The sequence below is a fragment of the Aliirhizobium sp. YIM B11859 genome (assembly GCF_057163345.1).
On the sequence record NZ_JBXHAY010000008.1, the window covers coordinates 200,917 to 216,975 of the forward strand.

Below are 16,059 nucleotides of genomic sequence, written 5' to 3' on the forward strand. Positions count from 1 at the left end.
AATTCATTGGGCCGGATAATCACCCGTTTGCATTCTTTCCGAGCAGACCAGCGGGTCATGACTACTTGCTGAATCTTCTGCGACAACGAAAAATGGGAACAGATATGAAAACCGTAAAATCACTCGTTGCCCCGGCTGCTTTTCTCGCCACGACGCTTCTTAACGTATACGCCTCGCATGCCTCGGACCTGGTTGTTCCACCAACACTTAAGGAAAAGGGCAGCATTGTCGTTGCGATCGAATCGACCTATCCGCCGATGGCCTATCGCAACCCGGCAACCAATGAACGGGTCGGCTTCAATGTCGAACTGGTCACCGCAATGGCCAAAAAAATGGGTATCGAGGTCAAATGGGAGGAGTTAAGTTTCGAACAGCTGGCAACGGCCCTGGAAGTCCACCGCGTCGATCTTGTCGGAACCGCCATCAGCGATCTTCCCAGCCGTCGCGAGAAAATGACATTCGTCGATTATCTGCGCACCGGAGCGCAGCCCTTCACCATCACGGCCAACGCACAGAAGTTGAAGACGAGCACGGATCTTTGCGGACTGACTGTCGGAGCCCCCAGCGCGACGAATTACTTCCCCGCAACAAAGGCGTGGAATGAAAAGAATTGTGTCGGCGCCGGCAAGCCGGCAATGACGGTCAACGGCACGCAAGGTGCCACCGCAGCCCGGCTGGATCTCAAGCAGGGCCGGCTCGATGCCGCCGTGCTCGGCCCGGAATATGTCAGCCATCTGATGCGCGACGAGCCGGACACCTATGCCCTTGTCGGCGACCCGCTGATCGAGACGCTCTTCGGTCTTGCCGTGAGCAAGAACGAGCCAGCCATCCGCGACGCAGTGGCAGGCGCGATTACCGCTCTCATCGAGGACGGTACCTATATGTCCCTGCTCGAGAAATATGGCCTGGAACGGCAGGCAATGGCCGAGGTGAAAATCGACGCAGGAAAGTAATACTGCCCGAAAAGGCAAGCCCTCCTCCCCTTCGGCCGTGATCATGGCCGGAGGGATCCAAATTCAGGAATTCAAGCAGACCAATGACAGACACGATTACCATCGACTTTTCAGAAATCGAAGCTCGCGACAAATACAAGATCATGATCGGCACGATCGTGCCGAGGCCGATCGCCTGGGTTACGACGGTTGATGTCGAAGGCCGACCGAACGCTGCGCCCTACAGCTTCTTCGGTTGCCTCAGTTCCGATCCGCCGATCATCGGGCTGGGCGTCGAATATCGAGCCGATGGCCGCTCAAAAGACACTGCCCGCAACATCCGAGATACCGGCGTCTTCACGGTAAACATAGTTTCCCATGCGCTCGCCGATGCGATGAACATCACAGCTATCCCGTTCGATGAACATGTCAACGAAGTCGAAATGGCGGGATTGACCCTCCGTGCGGGCAGCAAGGTCGCATCTCCGGCAATCGCCGAATCTCCCGCTGCACTGGAATGCCGGCTCCATTCCTTTATCGATCTGGGCCAATCTCGCGAAGTAGTTCTCGGAGAGATCGTCGCCGCACAATTTAGAAGCGATATCGTCAACGAGCGTTTCCACATCGACCCCACAATCCTCGACGCCGTCGGACGGATGGGGGGCAGTAGCTATTCAACCACGAGAGACCGTTTCGATATCAAACCGCTCACCGTAGGAGATATAGGATCAGCCTCGAGGGATAAGACCCTTGTCTGACCAGCGTAGGACGTCCGTTTAGGCCGATGCAAGCTCGTGAGCCAAGTCGAACCGAGAGCCGTGCTGCACTGGTGATTTTCGTGCAAAAAACTATTGGCGCGATGATTGCGCCCAATGAGTATGCTTAAATTTTCTTCTGGCCTGATTATCTTGCCTCTGAAAGGATTAGGTCTGCTCCCTTCTCGGCTATCATGAACACCGCTGCCTGGGTGTTGCCAGAAACCATGGTCGGCATGATCGAGGCATCCACGACCCGTAGGCCTTTGATGCCGTTCACTTTCAGCGTCGGATCGGTCACCGCGCCCGGATCGCTGCCCATGCTGCAGGTGCCGCAAATGTGGTAGATTGTCTGACCGTTGGCACGGGCAAAGGAAAGCCAGTCCTCGTCGCTGCGGCAGTTGTTACCCGGGCTCGTCTCGCTTTCGCGGTACGCATCCATCGCCGGCTGCTCGACGATATGCCGGGCAAGCTTCATGCCCTCCACCATCGCCCTGCGATCTTCCTCCACCGCGAGGAAATTCGGGCGGATGACCGGACCGATATCAGGATTGGGCGAGGCAGCATGGATCGAACCGCGCGACTGCGGCCGAAGCTGGGTGACACCGATCGTCATGCCCGGATGTTTGTCGAGGATACGCTCGGCGGCATTGGCGTAGCTCGCATGCATGAAGAAATACTGGACATCCGGCCCCGCCAGTCCCTCGCGGGTGCGCACAAAGCCATGCACAAGCCCCGTCCCGAGTGTCAAAATGCCTTTCCGGGTCGCGGCATATTGCGCGACGGCGCGCGCCAAATGCAGACCCCGCGTCTGTTCGTTGAGCGTAACCGGCTGCTTCACCCGCCAGTTCATGCGCGTGCAGAAATGGTCGATATAGTTTTCGCCGATGCCCGCAAGCGCGTGCTTAACCGGGATGCCGAGGTTCTGGAGAATATCGGGATTGCCGATGCCCGAAAGCTCCAGCAATTGCGGCGTCTGAGCGGCGCCCGCAGCCAGGATCACCTCACCCTTAGCGACGAAGCGACGCTCTGTTCCACCGACCCGTGCGGTGACGCCGGTGGCACGGCTGCCGTCAAGATCGACGCTCAGCACATGGGCATCGGTCAACACCCTGAGATTGGAGCGCTTCATCGCCGGTTTCAGATAGGCGTCTGCCGCACTCACCCGCCGGCCGTCTTTCTGGTTGACCTGATAATAGCCGAACCCGTCCTGGCTCTCGGCATTGTAGTCCGGGTTACGGGGGTAACCGGCTTCTCCGGCGGCCGTGATGAAGGCTTCCCCGATCGTCGGCCTGAGTGCCACCGTGGTCAGCGGCAGCGGCCCGCCGCGGGCCCGCAACGGGCTTTGCGGCCCGTCGAAATCCTCAAGCTTACGGAAGAAGGGCAGCACGTCGTCGAAACTCCAGCCACGGCAACCCGCCTGCGCCCAGCCATCATAATCCTGCTGTTGCCCGCGCACATAGATCATTCCGTTGATCAGCGTCGAACCACCGAGCCCCCTGCCCCGCGGGACCGAAATCACCCGGTTGTTGGTCGCCTCCTCCGGCTCCGACTTGAAACGCCAGTTATAAACCGGATCGACGAGCAGCTTGGAGAAACCCGCCGGTATGCCGATCCAGATGCTGCGCGCGGCACCTCCGGCCTCCAGCAGCAGGACCTTATGGCGACCGTTTTCGGTCAACCGGTCGGCCAGCACGCAGCCGGCATTGCCGCCGCCGACAATGATGTAGTCCCAGGCCTCCGGTTCCGGGGTCATTCCGTGCCTCCCTCGATCGACGTCTTCGGCAACAGCTTACCGGGATTGAACAGGCCGCCCGGATCGATCGCCTGCTTGATCGCGCGCGACAGGCGCTGCTCGGGCTCGGCCTTGGTGCGCAACCATTCGGAAAGCCGGTAACGCCCGATCCCATGTTCGGCCGAGATGGAGCCACGATGACGAACGACCGTGTCATGGACAGCACGATTGACCGCCTCGTGATCCGCCGCACCGTTCAACAACACATTGTAGTGGAGGTTGCCGTCCCCCAGATGGCCGAAGACGTTGAAGCCGGCAGCGGGGCAAACAGCGGTAACGGCCTCTCCGGCCTCGACGAGAAAGTCCACCATCGCTTTGAGCGGCACGGAGATATCGTGCTTTAACCCGCCACCTTCACGGGCTTCCGCCTCGGTGACATGTTCGCGCAGCGCCCAGAGCGCCTGCGCCTGCTGGCGGCTTGCGGCAACGACGCCATCCAGTGCCAGACCTTTTTCGAAGGCCTCCGTCAGCAATGTTTCCATGGCCGTTTCAAGCCCGGATAGGCTGGAGGATGCTTCCACCAGCAGGTACCATTCGCCGGCGGCGATCGGGCTCTTCAGCCCGGCATGTTTTTCGACAAGACCGATCGAGGTGGCCGAGATCAGCTCGAAGGCGGACAGGGCATCGCCAACCACGTCCTGAGCCAGTGCGAAAAAGCCGAGCGCCGTCTCGACATCGGCGACCGACAAAAGCGCGGTGACGCTTTCGCGCGGCAAGGGCACAAGCCGCAACACTGCTGCCGTGACGATACCGAGCGTCCCTTCGGCACCGATAAAAAGCTGTTTCCAGTCGTAGCCGGCATTGTCCTTGCGCAGATGACGCAGCCCATCGACGACCGTCCCATCGGCCAGCACGACTTCGAGCCCCAGCACCAGCGCACGGGTCATACCGTAACGCAGCACGTTGATGCCGCCGGCATTGGTCGAAACGATCCCCCCGATCATCGCCGAACCTTCCGCAGCGAGACTGACGGGCAGCAGCCGGCCGTGTTTTTCCGCCTCCTGCCTGACCGTCTGCAGGATGGCGCCAGCCTCCACCTCGACGGTCATGCCGACTGGATCGAGATCACGGATCGCCTTCATGCGGCCAAGCGACAGCACGATCTCATCGCCGTCGTTTCCCGGCGTGGCGCCGGCTGCCAGACCGGTATTGCCGCCCTGCGGCACGATCGCCATACCATAGCTCCCGGCCGCTTTGATAATCGCGGCGACCTCTGCCGTGTTCGCCGGCCGCACGACGCAGCGCGGCGTACCTTTGACGCTGCGCTTCCAGTCCATGGCGTAAGCTTCGACATCCGAAGTGGCGGTCAGGACATGGTTCTCACCACATATCCCGCGCAATTCGTCGAGAAGCGGACGAAAGTCCGTCATCCGATTGCTCCCATATGCCGGGCCATCAGTTCGATCTGGCACTGAAGCATCGGCAGGCCACGCTGGATGCGGCAGCCCTTGACCTCGGCGGCGCTGAGAAGCGGCGTCATCACCGGGTCCATGATCGCATCGGCAACGACCTGATCCGGGGAGAGAAGCGAGAAATCCAGTGGCTGGGCATCCTCCGGCTTCATGCCGAGTGACGTGCCGTTGACGACAAGATCGTGTTCGGCAACCGATCGGGCATCGGTCGAAAGCTCCAGCGACGGATGGATTTTTCTCAGCCGGGCAACCAACGCTTCCGCCTTGTCGAGGCTTCTATTGGCGATCGTCAGGCGGCTTACACCGGCGTCAGCGAGCGCAAAGGCGATGGCGCAGGCCGCGCCGCCGGCACCGGCGATATAGGCGGCTTTGCCCGCCGGATCGTAATCGGTGACAGTCCTGAGCGCGACGACAAAACCGATGCCGTCCAACATCGTGCCGATCATTCTTCCATCCGCTTCGCGGCGAACGCAATTGACCGCCCCGATATACCGCGCCTCGTCGGTAATCTCGTCGCAGATATCAAGCATGGCCGGCTTGTGCGGCACGGTGGCGATGAAGCCGCCGAAATTTTCCATCGCCGACAAGCCATGGACCAGCGTCGCAAGGCCTTCCGGCTTGACGTGGAAGGGTATCAGCACCGCATCCAGTGCATGACGGCGGAATACCTCGGCCATCACCTGCGGTGTCTTCACATGATAGATCGGATCCGCAAGGATTCCGTATATCCGGGTACGGCCAGTGATCTCATGGTCGGCTTTTTCACGCATGTCGGCCCGCTCGATCTGCATTGTTGTCATGTCCATTTTGCCTGGCGCGGCTCAGGTCATGTAAAGCCCGCCGGCGACGTCGATCGTCTGGCCGGTGACAAAGCTCGATTCCGGCGAGGTCAGATAGATGGCGAGATCCGCCACCTCTTCCGGCTGGCCAAGGCGCGCAAGTGGCGTCATCTTCACCTGCTCGTCATTGATCTCCTTCGCCACGCCGCGCACCATCGGCGTCTCGATACGGCCAGGTGCCAGCGCATTGACGCGGATGCCGAACGGCCCGAGCTCGGCCGCCAGATGTTTGGTGAAGCCGATCAGCGCCGATTTCGTCGCCGCGTAATGGCAAGCGACGATCGGTGAATAGGTCTTGCCGGCAACCGAGGACAGATTGACGATCCACCCGCGCTCGGCCTGCCGCATCGATGGCGTCAGCGCCCGGATCGTGTTGAAGGCTCCCGTCAGGTTAACCGCGACGACGCGGTTCCACTCCGCCGGATCCATTTCCCAGACCTTGTGGGCGACGCCGTCATGCTTGGGCGAGATACCGGCATTGTTGACGATAGTATCGAAAGCGCCGCCCATCTTGGCCGCGGCCTTGTCCAGTGTCGACGATACGGCGTCATAATCTGCCACATCGAGCATCAGCGGTACACCGCTTCCGTAACCTTCTGCCTCGATCAGCCTGACCGTCTCGGCAATATCCGCCTCGTTCATGTCGGCCACGCCGACGGTCGCGCCTCGTGCAGCGAAGCCAAGGGCTATCGCTCGACCGATCCCCCGACCGGCACCGGTGACGAGGACATTCCGGCCCGCATGGCTCGGGCGAGTGGCGATGGATTGCGGATTTTCTTCTCTCTGCGGCATGATCAAATTCCCAGATAAGCTTGGCGGACATGGTCGTTGGTCAGCAGCGCTTCCGACGTGTCGGAAAGCACGATCTTGCCGTTTTCGAGCACGTAACCGCGGTCGGAGGCTTTCAGCGTGTTAAATACGTTCTGTTCGACGATCAGCACGGTCGTGCCGGTCGAGGTGATCGCCTCGATTACTTCGAACACCTGCTGAACGATAATCGGAGCAAGGCCCAGCGATGGTTCATCGAACATCAGGATATGCGGCCGGGCCATCATGCCGCGGGCGATCGCGACCATCTGCTGTTCGCCGCCGGACAGCGATCCGGCACTTTGGGCAAGCCTCTCGCGCACCCGCGGAAACAGGGAGAGCACATGCTCCAGCGTTTCGGCCTGCCGGCTGCGCGCCTCCTTGCGGTAGGCGCCCATCAGCAGGTTTTCCTCGACCGTCATGTCGGCAAAAAGCTGCCGCCCCTCGGGGATGAGCGTGATGCCGAGATCGACGACCTCATGGGCCGGCATGCTGGTAATATCGCGATCCTCGAAGAAGATCCGGCCTTCGGTCGGCTGGATCAGCCCGGCGATGGTGCGCAGTGTCGTCGTCTTGCCGGCGCCGTTTGCACCGACGATCGTCACCACCTCGCCGCGTTTCACCTCTAGCGATACGTCATGGAGGATCGTCGTCGGCCCGTAGCCGGCGTGAATGCCCTCAAGCCTCAGCATGGACGAAATCCTTTCCGAGATAAGCTTCGATCACCTGTTTGTCGCGAACCACATCCTGCGGTTTGCCCTCGGCGATGATCTGGCCGGAACTCAAGACGATCACCCGGTCGGAAAGCGACATCACCGCCTGCATCACATGCTCGATCGCGATGATCGACACGCCAGTGTCGCGGATCGATAGCATCAGGTCGATGGCACGGCGGACATCCGTCTGGTTGATGCCGGCCATCACCTCGTCGAGCAGCAGGATGCGGGGTTTCATCGCCATGACACGGGCGACTTCGAGACGTTTCAGGCCACCGATCGTCAATCCTCTCGCCTCGGCGTTGAGATAAGGCCCAAGCCCCATGCGGTGTGCCGTCTCACGCGCCACATCACGCGCCTCCCTGACATCCGAATGGCGATGAAAAGCGCCGACCATGATGTTTTCTTCGACCGTCATCGCCGCGAACGGCTGGACGATCTGGAAGGTGCGGCCGACGCCGATGGCGGCGAAATCGCCGGGCGTCACCGGCATCATCATCGATCCATCTTCCGAGCGAACCTTCACCGTGCCGCTGGAGGGTTTGAGGAAACCGGAGATCATGTTGAAGACGGTTGTCTTGCCGGCTCCGTTGGGGCCGATCAGGCCGAGGATCTCGCCTTCCTTCAAGGTCAGGCTGACATCGCGCGTGACATGCAGCCCGCCGAAATGTTTGTCGAGATGCTCGACGACCAGAAGATCGTTTCCGATCGGCGGCCGGCTGGTGCGGGCGACGGCCGCGATCGGTGCAGCCTGAACCTTCTTCTCATCATTCTTGCCAGCGAAGAACCGTCCCGCAAGACCAACGATCCCGTTCGGCATGAACAGCACGACCAGCACCAGCACGGCGCCATAAACAAAGCCATGCAGGCCAAGCGCCTGGGCGCCGAGCCAGCCGCGGGCAAGCTCCGACAAAGGCACAAGGAAAAGCGCGCCGACCAGCGGGCCGAAGATCGTGCCGATGCCGCCGATCAGTGCAAACATCGCAATCTGGATCGACGTCGTCAGCGAGAACACCGAACTCGGGTCGATGAAGGTGAGATACATGGCGTGGAATGTGCCGATCATCGCCGTTAGTGCTGCCGAGGCAGCGACCGCGATCAGCCGCACCTTGACCGTATTGACGCCGGCCGCCTGAGCGGCGCTTTCCCGCTCGCGGGTGGCCACAAGATAAAAGCCGAGCCGGTGCGAGCGGATCCACCAGGCGACGCCGAGTGCCACCAGCAGCATGCCGAAGGCGATCAGCAGGCCGGGGGTGCGATCACGGAAGACCATCCATTCCCAGCCGAATTTCAGCGGGATCATCAGCCCGGTCGCACCACCGGTCAGATCGCGAAAATGCAGCGCGAGCACGCGAAACACTTCGAGAAAGGCGATCGTCGCCAGTGAAAAGAACGGCCCGCGCAGCCTGAAACAGGGATAGCTGATGGCAACAGCCACGACCATCGAGACGGCAGCGCCGACGAACATGCCGAGCCAGGGCGATATGCCGAGGTTCATCAGGATGATCCCGGCATAGGCGCCTATACCGTAGAAGATCGCATGGCCGAGCGACAACTGGCCGGCATAACCACCAACTATGTTCCAGGCGGTCGAGAGACCGGCGAAGATGAAGATGGTGACGAAGATATGCGAGATGAACTGGTCGCCGATCAGGATCGGAATGATCAGAAGCGCAAGCATGCTCGTCGCGAAGAAGCCGATCCGTTTCCAGGGCAGCGTGTTCGGGCGCGCTTGTGTCATGGCGGTGTCGAGCGTGGTGTCTGTCACGGTCTTCCTCATGGCGCCCTCAGGGCGAAACGTGTGAAAGGGAGAGGCGGTTGCTGAACAGCCCCGAGGGTTTCAGGATCAGGATGAGCAGGAATACGCCGAAGACGACGACTTCCCTGACGTCCGATCCGATATAGAAGCCGGCAAACGAGTCGATCAGGCCGATGATCATCGCGCCTGCGAATGCGCCAGTCAGCGAGCCGAGCCCGCCGAGGACCACGACGACAAAGGCTGTCAGCACGAAATAGGTGCCGATATTCGGCGAGGTCGGGTAGAGCGGCGCCACCATCGAGGCAGCAAGCCCGACACAGGCCGCACCGATGCCGAATGTCAGCATGTAGATGCGGTTGACATTGATGCCCATCAGCTGCGCCGCTGCCCTGTTCTGCGCCACAGCACGGATGGCGCGACCCGTCTGGGTGCGTTTCAGGAAAGCCTGCAAACCGATGACCAGCAGAATCGAGACCGCGAGAATGACGAGTTGGCCCGAAAGCACGCGCACCGGGCCGATCGTGATCGGCGTGCGCAGCCCGGATGACGGCGTGTTGGCAATGTCGGCCCCGAACACAAGCAGTGCCAGGTTGATCAGCGCCGTCGAAAGACCGACGGTTGCGAAAATCTGGATATGATCGTCCCGCGCCGACATCAGCGGCTGGATGATGAACCTCTGCGTTGCCACACCTGCCACAAACAGCAAAGGCGCCACGATCACCGAGGTGAGCAGCGGATGGATGCCGAGCTTGGTCGTGAACAGATAGACAAGATACATGCCGAGCATCAGGAATTCGCCATGGGCGAAATTGACCACCTTGACGATGCCGAAGATCAGGGTCAGCCCGACGCTGACGATGGCAAACAGCGCCCCGAGCATCAGTCCGCTGACGAGCACTTGCAGAAACGTTTCCATGATGCCTCCTCCGGCAAAACGCGGGCCGAACGGCTGCCGGACCGAGATCCGACAGCCTGTCGTTTGGGGTGCGACGCGAGCCGCTCCCCTTTGCGCCCAGCTTATTTGGCGACGTTGAGCTTGGTGACGGCGGCGGCATCGGGATAAACGGCGACGAGCTTGCCGCCCTGCCACTGCATCCCCATCATTGCGGCCCGCTCGTTCTGACCATTTTCGCCGAACTTGATGCCATAACCGGCAGCCGTCTGGCCGTCGGGAATGTCGATGGCCTTGGCCGCTTCGACAATCGTGTCGGGCTCGAAACCCTTGGCCTTGCCGATCGATTGCAGCAGCGCCTTGGCACCGACATAGTTGTTGAGCGAGTGGCCCGAACGCGGCGCAATGCCGTATTTCTTCTTGTAAGCTTCGACGAAGGCTTCGAGGCCCGGTGTCGCCTTGGTATTGACCAGGAACTGGGTGAAATCGACATCCAGCACGTTTTCGATCACGTCATGGCCCACTGCATCGGCCGTCGGCTGCATCGAATAACCGCCGCCGCCACCGATGACCGCGGCAGGCTTGTAGCCGGCCTCGTTTGCCTGCTGCAGGAAGAGGACGGAATCATTCTGATAGGAGGTCTGCAGCACCACATCGGCACCGGCCTGCTTCAGCTGCAGCACCAGCGACGACATGTCCACCGTTGCCGCCGGATAGCCCGAAGACAAAACGATGTTGAGGCCCTTCTGCTTGGCATATTCCGCCTCGTGCTTGGAAACCGAGGTTCCATAGCTCGAATCCTCGTAGATGATGCCGATCTTGAGATCGCCCGGCTGTTTGCCGAGACCGGGTGCGACCTTGTCGACCACCATGTCGATCACCAGCTTGCCCATGTCCTTTGCATAGGGGTTGGTGCGGAACATGTATTTGAGGCCGCGGCTCGTTACTTCGTCGGCAACGGCACCGAGTTCGAAATATGGAATGCCGGACAGCTCGGCGACCTGGCTTGCCGCGATAGAGCGCGCGGACGAATAGGTACCGAATATCGCGGAAACCTTTTCCAGCGAGATCAGCCGGCGGGCTTCGCCGATCGCCTGGTTGTTGTCGACGGCGTCACCCTTGATCAGAACGACCTTCTCGCCCTGGATGCCGCCGGCGGCGTTGATTTCGTCGACGGCGATCTCCAGACCCCGCGCACTCTCCTCCCCGAGAAGCGCGAGCTGACCGCTGAACGGATAAAGCGCACCGAACTTGACGTCGGCATGGGCTGCGGATGCCGACAGCACGATCGCTGCGGCGGTCATTTTCAACAAGTTCGGCAATTTCATCTTTTCCTCCCGTGAAAAGCCGTGATCTGCTGCAATGCGACTGCGGTCAGTAGTCCAGCGCCTCCTTGCCCTGGAAACTGGTGATCGGCGGATGCGCCCGCTCGTCGGTGACGACGTCGATCACGGTCAATGTATCGGCGGCCAGCGCCTCCTTCAGGGCCGGCAGGAAGTCCCCCGGTTTCTCGACGCGCACACCGCGGCAACCGACCGCCTTGGCGATCGCTGCATGGTCGACGGCTTCGAAATCGCAGACATCCGTAAAGTTGCCGAACAGGCTGAGTTCGGCATGTTTCTGATAACCGAGGATCTGGTTGTTGAGCACGATCAACACGACCGGCAGCTTCATGCGCCGCGCGGTTTCCATTTCCGACCAGACATGGCCGAACCCGCCATCGCCGGTAAGGCAGATCACCGGTGCATCGGGACGCGCCGTCTTGGCGCCGAGCGCATAGGGAAGTCCCCAACCGAGACCGGCAATGCCGCGCGGCGTGATGAAGCGCTGTCCGGCCTTGCGGGCGGTCAGGAAGTTGGCAACCCAGATCGACGAATAGCTCGCATCGGCAACAACGATACTTTCCGGCGTCAAAACCGTATCGAGATCGGCCATCAGCCTTTCCGGACGGACCGGCGCGGCGTCCATGTTCACCAGAGCCTTCATGTCGTCCTGATGGGCGGCGCGACCGGCGGCGATCTTCTCCTCCAGCCCCTTGCGGCGGCCGGCAATCGCGGAAAGGTCGTGGCCCTTCAAGGCCTCCGTCAAAGCTGCGACAGTCAATTTGGCGTCGCCGGCGAGCCGCAGCGCTTCGTAATTGCGGCCGATTTCGCCACCATCGATATCGAGATGGATGAATTTTGCGTTTCTCGGATAGAGCGACCAGCTGTCGGTACCGTTCTGGTTGGTGCGGTTGCCGACCAGCAGTACGACGTCAGCCTCTGTGACGAGATCGCGAAGATGCGACGAGCGTCCGCGCGGCGCCATGAAATAACCGACCACGCCGACGGAGAGCGGATTGGTCTCATCGACCGATCCCTTGCCCATCACCGTCGTCGCCACGGGTAGACCCAGCGCCTGCAGGGCGGCGACTTCCGCCGTCGCCTGCGAGGCATGCACGCCGCCGCCGGCGATCACGATCGGCCGTGCAGCCTCGGCAATCAGCTTCGCGGCCTCCGCAATGCGGGCCGGATCCGCGACCGTGCGATCGAGCGGGAATGTGCCAAGCGTCGCATCGCGGCGCGGCGCGGCAGGGTCGATATCCGGCCGTTCATCCAGAACGTCGAGCGGCACGAGCAGGACGACAGGTCCAGGCCTGCCGGTCGCGGCAGCAGCGAAGGCCATATCGACATAGTCGTCAATGCGGGCGGGATCGGCGATGCGGCGGACCCATTTCGCGACCCCACCGAACAGGGCGAAATGATCCAGTTCCTGAAAGGCGTTCTTGTCGGTAAACCGGCGGGCAACGTCCTGCACGATGGCGACGATCGGGATCGAAGCCTTCAGCGCTTCCGCAAGGCCGGGAACCAGGAGGGTCGCTGCCGGGCCATTCTGCGCCGTGACGACGGAAACCTTGCCGGAGACGCGGGCGAATGCATCCGCCATCGCGGCACCTGCATTTTCCGTGCGGTAACCGATCTGCCGAATGCCGTAATCGGGTGCGGCAAGGAACAGCGCGGACGGAATGCTCTGCCCGAAAACCTCCTTCACTCCGTGGCGGCTGAGAGCCGCCGCCAGAACATGCGCTCCGGTCATGTTGTTGGCGGATGTCTGCGGCTCTGGCTTGCTCATGACGTTCATACCCATTTCCTCTCCCTAAACAGGACCGTGGTTCAGCCCTGTTCCTCCATGACGAGAACGATCTTGCCTGTGTGGCTGCCGCCATCCATGCGCGCATGGGCGTCGGCAACCTTGTCGAATGCGAATGTGGAATCGATCAGCGGCCGCGCCTCGGCCCTGGACAGCAGCGGCAGGACATTTGCCTGAAGGGCTGCGGCAAGCCGCGCCTTCATCTCAATCGGGCGTGCCCGAAGCGTCGAGCCGGTCAGGGTGACGCGCTTCATCAGCAGCGGCAACAGATCGAGCTCGGTTTTCGAACCCTGCTGGAAGGCGATCTGGGCGATACGACCATCGGCCGCGATCGCTTCGAGATTGCGCTGGATATAGCTGCCGCCGACCATATCGAGAATGACGTCCGGCCCCTTGCCATCCGTCAGCTCCTTCGAAACGGCGACGAAATCCTGTCGGCGGTAATCGATCGCGGCATCGGCGCCGAGGTCGAGGCAGGCCTGGCATTTTTCGGCCGAGCCGGCGGTGACGATCACCTTGGCGCCGAAGGCCTTGGCGAGTTTCAGCGCTGTCGTGCCGATCCCCGACGTGCCGCCATGAATGAGCAGCGTTTCACCGCCCTTGAGGCCCGCACGTTCGAAGACATTGCTCCAGACGGTGAAATAGGTCTCGGGAAAGGCGCCGGCCTCGACAAAGGACATGCCTTCGGGGATCGGCAGTGCAGCACCTTCCTGGATGACCGCCCGCTCGGCATAGGCGCCGCTATGGACAAGCGCCATCACCCGGTCGCCCGCCTTGAACCGCGAAACACCTGGTCCGATCGTTTCCACCACGCCTGAAAGTTCGAGACCGAGAACATCGGAGGCGCCGGGTGGCGGCGGATAATTGCCCTGCCGCTGCATCACGTCCGGGCGATTGATGCCGGCCGCATGGACACGCACGATCATTTCCCCGGCGTTGGGAGCATTTAGCTCGCGCTCGACGATGGCAAGGACATCTGGCCCGCCCGCGCCCTTGGCGATAACGGCTCGCGTCATTCCGCTCATGCGTCTTCCCCTTCGAGTTTCACATCATGTCCCTGCGGAAAAAGCAGGACCTTTACCGCCTGTCGGCTACGCGCCAGCTCGAACGCCTCGACGCCACTCGATAGTGGACGTCGATGGGTGATGAGCTTCGACAGGGCGTCGGAATTTTCAGCCAGAAGACGGATCGCTTCGCGCAAAGCCCGGTCCGTTGTGTCATGGGCACCGCGCAACTGCTTCTTCTCGCGCACGAAGCGTGTCAGATCGAGTTCCAGCGGTTTCGAATGGATGCCGGCGACGACGAAGACGCCACCCGGCCGCAGGACTGCAAGGCCATCGGATACGGAGCGGGCGACGCCGGTGGCCTCGATGACGCGATCGGCCGGCTGGCCGAAAGTGTCGGTCACCGCCTGTTCCAGGCTCTTTTCGCCAAGATCAGTGGCATGGTCGATGCCCATCTGTAATGCCAGAGACAGGCGCAACGGATCGCGCAATCCGGCAATCAGCACCTGCGCGCCACGATGTTTTGCGACCCAGGCGATGCCGAGCCCGATCGGGCCCGGCCCGAGCACGACGACGCGCGATCCGGGTTGGACATCGGCTATATCGACGGCATTGACGGCCACCGCCAGCGGCTCGCTCAACGCGGCGATGGAAAGATCGAGATCGTCTGGAACATGGCGGCAATTGGCGGCCGGCACCATAACCATATCGGCAAAACCGCCATCGCAATGCAGGCCGATAATGCTGCGGCGGCTGCAATTCTGCGGCTCGCCGGCCAGACAGGACGGACATTTGCCGCAGGTCTTGGTCGGCCAGCAGACGACACGGTCGCCAGGTTTGAAATCCGAGACACCTTCGCCGACCGACCGGATGACGCCCGAAAACTCGTGACCGACCGTGACGGGCAGGTTGGCGGCCATGAACTCGTAACCGGGCGTCCACTCATAGGCATGCAGGTCGCTGCCACAGATGCCGGCTGCGGCAACCTCGATCAGCACCTCATCAAACTCTGGTGACCTCAGGGCATCGAGCAAAACGAGCTCGAGCCCGAAAGCGGCCGCTGTCTTGCGGAGCGCAATCATGAACTTCCTCCAAGTTCATCCCCGGCTACGACTGGCCTCCTCGCCCTTCGTTGGTGTACGATTCCTCTTCGCACAAGCCGGAGTTTGCTATATGTTATTTGTTATAACACTATCTGCATGATGGGTGATAAGTGTCAAGAACCGCAGTTGAAAATAATCTTATGTCTGCTTCCGAAGCCGATTGGGCTCAACCGATCGTGAAGGAAAACCTGAGCGACCGTGCCTATCTCGGCCTGCGGCAGGCGCTGATGCGCGGCCAGTTGAAGCCGGGCGAGATGCTGCGTCTGCGCCCGATGTCGGCACGGTTCGGCATCAGCGCCACGCCGATGCGCGAAGCTCTGCTGAGGCTCGTCAGCGAAAAGGCCTTGACGCTGGATGCCCGAGGCACGGTCTTGGTGCCCACCCTGACGCTCGATCAGCTTCTGGAAATCCGTGCGATCCGGATGGATCTCGAGGGCCGAGCAGCGGGCGCGGCAGCGGCGGCTGCCAGTGCAGAAGAGATTGACACCCTAGAGAAGATCCACGCTCGCATTTCCAATTGCCATGCATCCAAAGCATTCGAGGAGGCGATTGATCTTAATACAGAATTCCATTTGACACTGTGCCGCATGGGACGCTTGCCCATCGTCTACGACATTGTTGAAACACTATGGATTCGCTGCGGCCCAATCCTGTCACATCTCTATGATGCCGGATTGCCGGACTGGGAACCGCACCCTCACCGACGCATCATCCAAGCCTTGCGCAACAAGGACTCGGAAATGGCTCAAGCGGCCATGCGGGATGATATCGAACACGGAGGCAAAGGTTTGTTGATGCACGCGACGGGAAGCGCTTGAGGCGCAAGCAGTTAATGAAGATCTCGAAGCTTTCCGGCACAGCGGTGCGCGTCAAATTGGAACCGTCGGCGGCGCTTTCTTCCGTACAGCGGATCAAT

Annotated in this window: 14 protein-coding genes; 3 read left to right on the forward strand and 11 right to left on the reverse strand. The window is 61.1% G+C overall.

Annotated features, from left to right (window positions below):
* Positions 1-104 precede the first annotated feature (104 nt).
* Together AC2GXZ_RS26125 and AC2GXZ_RS26130 are read left to right on the forward strand one after the other, a co-directional pair.
* Positions 105-953 carry an ABC transporter substrate-binding protein gene (locus tag AC2GXZ_RS26125; RefSeq protein ID WP_483762156.1) on the forward strand — a complete coding sequence of 283 codons (849 nt, stop codon included), beginning with the start codon at positions 105-107 and terminating at the stop codon, positions 951-953.
* Positions 954-1,036: 83 nt separating this feature from the next.
* Positions 1,037-1,690, forward strand: coding sequence for a flavin reductase family protein (locus tag AC2GXZ_RS26130; RefSeq protein ID WP_483762157.1), 654 nt, complete (start codon positions 1,037-1,039; stop codon positions 1,688-1,690).
* A 145-nt stretch (positions 1,691-1,835) separates the two neighbouring features.
* Here the strand turns inward: AC2GXZ_RS26130 and AC2GXZ_RS26135 are convergent, their stop codons facing one another.
* The 11 genes from AC2GXZ_RS26135 to AC2GXZ_RS26185 form a co-directional block, all read right to left on the reverse strand.
* Positions 1,836-3,443 (reverse strand): GMC family oxidoreductase, encoded by a 1,608-nt coding sequence (locus AC2GXZ_RS26135; RefSeq protein ID WP_483762158.1) that lies wholly within the window; start codon positions 3,441-3,443, stop codon positions 1,836-1,838.
* Positions 3,440-4,852, reverse strand: a complete 1,413-nt coding sequence (locus AC2GXZ_RS26140; RefSeq protein WP_483762159.1) for an FAD-binding oxidoreductase — start codon at positions 4,850-4,852, stop codon at positions 3,440-3,442. Before AC2GXZ_RS26140 ends, AC2GXZ_RS26135 begins: the two co-directional genes overlap by 4 nt.
* Positions 4,849-5,685 carry a shikimate dehydrogenase family protein gene (locus AC2GXZ_RS26145; RefSeq protein WP_483762236.1) on the reverse strand — a complete coding sequence of 279 codons (837 nt, stop codon included), beginning with the start codon at positions 5,683-5,685 and terminating at the stop codon, positions 4,849-4,851. The genes AC2GXZ_RS26140 and AC2GXZ_RS26145 overlap by 4 nt, the downstream gene beginning before the upstream one ends.
* A gap of 30 nt (positions 5,686-5,715) precedes the next feature.
* Complete coding sequence (gene fabG / locus AC2GXZ_RS26150) at positions 5,716-6,525, reverse strand: 3-oxoacyl-ACP reductase FabG (RefSeq protein ID WP_483762160.1); 810 nt, start codon at positions 6,523-6,525, stop codon at positions 5,716-5,718.
* 2 nt (positions 6,526-6,527) lie between these two features.
* Entirely contained in the window at positions 6,528-7,232 is a 705-nt protein-coding gene (locus AC2GXZ_RS26155; protein WP_483762161.1) for an ABC transporter ATP-binding protein, read from the reverse strand.
* On the reverse strand, positions 7,219-8,937 hold the full coding sequence (locus tag AC2GXZ_RS26160; protein ID WP_483762237.1) for a branched-chain amino acid ABC transporter ATP-binding protein/permease: 1,719 nt from the start codon (positions 8,935-8,937) through the stop codon (positions 7,219-7,221). Before AC2GXZ_RS26160 ends, AC2GXZ_RS26155 begins: the two co-directional genes overlap by 14 nt.
* 106 nt (positions 8,938-9,043) lie before the next feature.
* Positions 9,044-9,931, reverse strand: a complete 888-nt coding sequence (locus AC2GXZ_RS26165; protein ID WP_483762162.1) for a branched-chain amino acid ABC transporter permease — start codon at positions 9,929-9,931, stop codon at positions 9,044-9,046.
* Between the two features lie 101 nt (positions 9,932-10,032).
* Positions 10,033-11,235, reverse strand: coding sequence for an ABC transporter substrate-binding protein (locus tag AC2GXZ_RS26170; protein WP_483762163.1), 1,203 nt, complete (start codon positions 11,233-11,235; stop codon positions 10,033-10,035).
* A 46-nt stretch (positions 11,236-11,281) separates the two neighbouring features.
* On the reverse strand, positions 11,282-13,027 hold the full coding sequence (locus tag AC2GXZ_RS26175) for an acetolactate synthase catalytic subunit (protein WP_483762164.1): 1,746 nt from the start codon (positions 13,025-13,027) through the stop codon (positions 11,282-11,284).
* Positions 13,028-13,059: 32 nt separating this feature from the next.
* Complete coding sequence (locus tag AC2GXZ_RS26180) at positions 13,060-14,061, reverse strand: NAD(P)H-quinone oxidoreductase (RefSeq protein ID WP_483762165.1); 1,002 nt, start codon at positions 14,059-14,061, stop codon at positions 13,060-13,062.
* Entirely contained in the window at positions 14,058-15,122 is a 1,065-nt protein-coding gene (locus AC2GXZ_RS26185) for a zinc-dependent alcohol dehydrogenase (protein WP_483762166.1), read from the reverse strand. Before AC2GXZ_RS26185 ends, AC2GXZ_RS26180 begins: the two co-directional genes overlap by 4 nt.
* Positions 15,123-15,283: 161 nt before the next feature.
* On the opposite strand from AC2GXZ_RS26185, the gene AC2GXZ_RS26190 reads away from it, so the two are divergent.
* On the forward strand, positions 15,284-15,961 hold the full coding sequence (locus AC2GXZ_RS26190; protein WP_483762167.1) for a GntR family transcriptional regulator: 678 nt from the start codon (positions 15,284-15,286) through the stop codon (positions 15,959-15,961).
* The last annotated feature ends 98 nt before the right edge of the window (positions 15,962-16,059 follow it).

Coding starts and splice junctions, on each gene's coding strand:
- AC2GXZ_RS26125 (WP_483762156.1), top strand. CDS start 105: ATGAAAACCGTAAAATCACTCGTTGCCCCGGCTGCTTTTCTCGCCACG.
- AC2GXZ_RS26130 (WP_483762157.1), top strand. CDS start 1,037: ATGACAGACACGATTACCATCGACTTTTCAGAAATCGAAGCTCGCGAC.
- AC2GXZ_RS26135 (WP_483762158.1), bottom strand. CDS start 3,443: ATGACCCCGGAACCGGAGGCCTGGGACTACATCATTGTCGGCGGCGGC.
- AC2GXZ_RS26140 (WP_483762159.1), bottom strand. CDS start 4,852: ATGACGGACTTTCGTCCGCTTCTCGACGAATTGCGCGGGATATGTGGT.
- AC2GXZ_RS26145 (WP_483762236.1), bottom strand. CDS start 5,685: ATGCAGATCGAGCGGGCCGACATGCGTGAAAAAGCCGACCATGAGATC.
- fabG (WP_483762160.1), bottom strand. CDS start 6,525: ATGCCGCAGAGAGAAGAAAATCCGCAATCCATCGCCACTCGCCCGAGC.
- AC2GXZ_RS26155 (WP_483762161.1), bottom strand. CDS start 7,232: ATGCTGAGGCTTGAGGGCATTCACGCCGGCTACGGGCCGACGACGATC.
- AC2GXZ_RS26160 (WP_483762237.1), bottom strand. CDS start 8,937: ATGCTTGCGCTTCTGATCATTCCGATCCTGATCGGCGACCAGTTCATC.
- AC2GXZ_RS26165 (WP_483762162.1), bottom strand. CDS start 9,931: ATGGAAACGTTTCTGCAAGTGCTCGTCAGCGGACTGATGCTCGGGGCG.
- AC2GXZ_RS26170 (WP_483762163.1), bottom strand. CDS start 11,235: ATGAAATTGCCGAACTTGTTGAAAATGACCGCCGCAGCGATCGTGCTG.
- AC2GXZ_RS26175 (WP_483762164.1), bottom strand. CDS start 13,027: ATGAACGTCATGAGCAAGCCAGAGCCGCAGACATCCGCCAACAACATG.
- AC2GXZ_RS26180 (WP_483762165.1), bottom strand. CDS start 14,061: ATGAGCGGAATGACGCGAGCCGTTATCGCCAAGGGCGCGGGCGGGCCA.
- AC2GXZ_RS26185 (WP_483762166.1), bottom strand. CDS start 15,122: ATGATTGCGCTCCGCAAGACAGCGGCCGCTTTCGGGCTCGAGCTCGTT.
- AC2GXZ_RS26190 (WP_483762167.1), top strand. CDS start 15,284: ATGTCTGCTTCCGAAGCCGATTGGGCTCAACCGATCGTGAAGGAAAAC.